The organism is Haloarcula sp. Atlit-7R, from assembly GCF_003666065.1.
Classification (GTDB): domain Archaea; phylum Halobacteriota; class Halobacteria; order Halobacteriales; family Haloarculaceae; genus Haloarcula; species Haloarcula taiwanensis.
This window is the reverse complement of the sequence record NZ_QXIK01000045.1, coordinates 1-1052: the sequence shown is the minus strand read 5'-3', so window position 1 is coordinate 1052 and position 1052 is coordinate 1. Positions and strand designations below refer to the sequence as shown.

At 65.4% G+C, this 1052-nt stretch carries 1 protein-coding gene; it reads right to left on the bottom strand.

The annotated features are described in order from the left end of the window. A partial coding sequence (locus D3D01_RS22515; RefSeq protein WP_233563617.1) for an NAD(P)/FAD-dependent oxidoreductase occupies nucleotides 1-1052 on the bottom strand: 1052 nt, incomplete at both ends.

Genomic DNA, 1052 nt, shown 5'->3' with positions numbered 1-1052 from the left:
ACATGTCGGGCCAGGCCTTGGCGGCCCGACCAACGCCGGTCACGTCGTTGATCCAGCGGGCGGCAATCGCCTTTTTCAGCAGTTTCGCCGGCAGCCCGCCAAACGTCTCAACTGGGACGTTCACCACGTCGTGGGCAACGGCTTTCTCGCCGACCGAAACAACCGTCCCTTTGTCCTTGTGGGTCCAGGTCTTTAGCGGCTGGCCGCGGGCGGCGCGAGCGAGGTTCTCGCCGGCCACCTCGGCGGCCTGCCAGGCGGCCTGAGCGGTCGGTGGCGCGGGCTGGTCGCCCGGCTGGTCGATCAGCGCCGAGTCGCCGATGGCGAAGACCCGTTCGTCCTCCGTCTGGAAGTTCCCTTCAGCGTGGACGCGGTGGTTGCGCTCGTCCTTGTCCAGATCCACATCCTGCATACAATCGCGGCCGGTGATGCCGCCGGTCCAGACCAGCACGTCGTAGTCCAGTTCGTCCTCGTCGCCGATGTATACGGTCTCCTCGTCGACCTCGCCGATGAACTCACCGCACTTGATGTTCACGTCGGCGGCTTCTAGGCGCTTGCGCAGCGCGCCCTGCAGCTCGGGGTCGCTGTTGGGCAGCACCTGGTCGAGGCCCTCGACGAGGTGGATGTCGATGGGCGCGTTGTGTTCGTCGCGGAACTCGGCGACCTCGCCGGCGGTCTGGATGCCCGAGAGGCCAGCGCCGCCGATGACGACCTGCGCGGGGTCGTTGGTCGAGGCTTCGCGAGCGGCCTGCTGGATGTTGTCGTGGATATTGAGGGCGTCGTCGAGGCTCTTGAGCGTCAGAGCGTGCTCTTCGAGCCCGTCAATGCCGAAGAATGCGGTCTGGGAACCCAGCCCGACCAGCAGGTAGTCGTACTCGACAGCAGCGGAGTCGGCGAGGGCGACCTCCCGAGCGTCGGTGTCGATGCCGACGACCTCGTCCTGAATGAAGGCGGTCGAGGGCTGCTTGATCTCGTGAACAGGGATAGCGATGTTCTCCTGGACACTCGGGTCCCGAATGCACCGATGAGACTCGTGCAAGACCAGATGATAATCC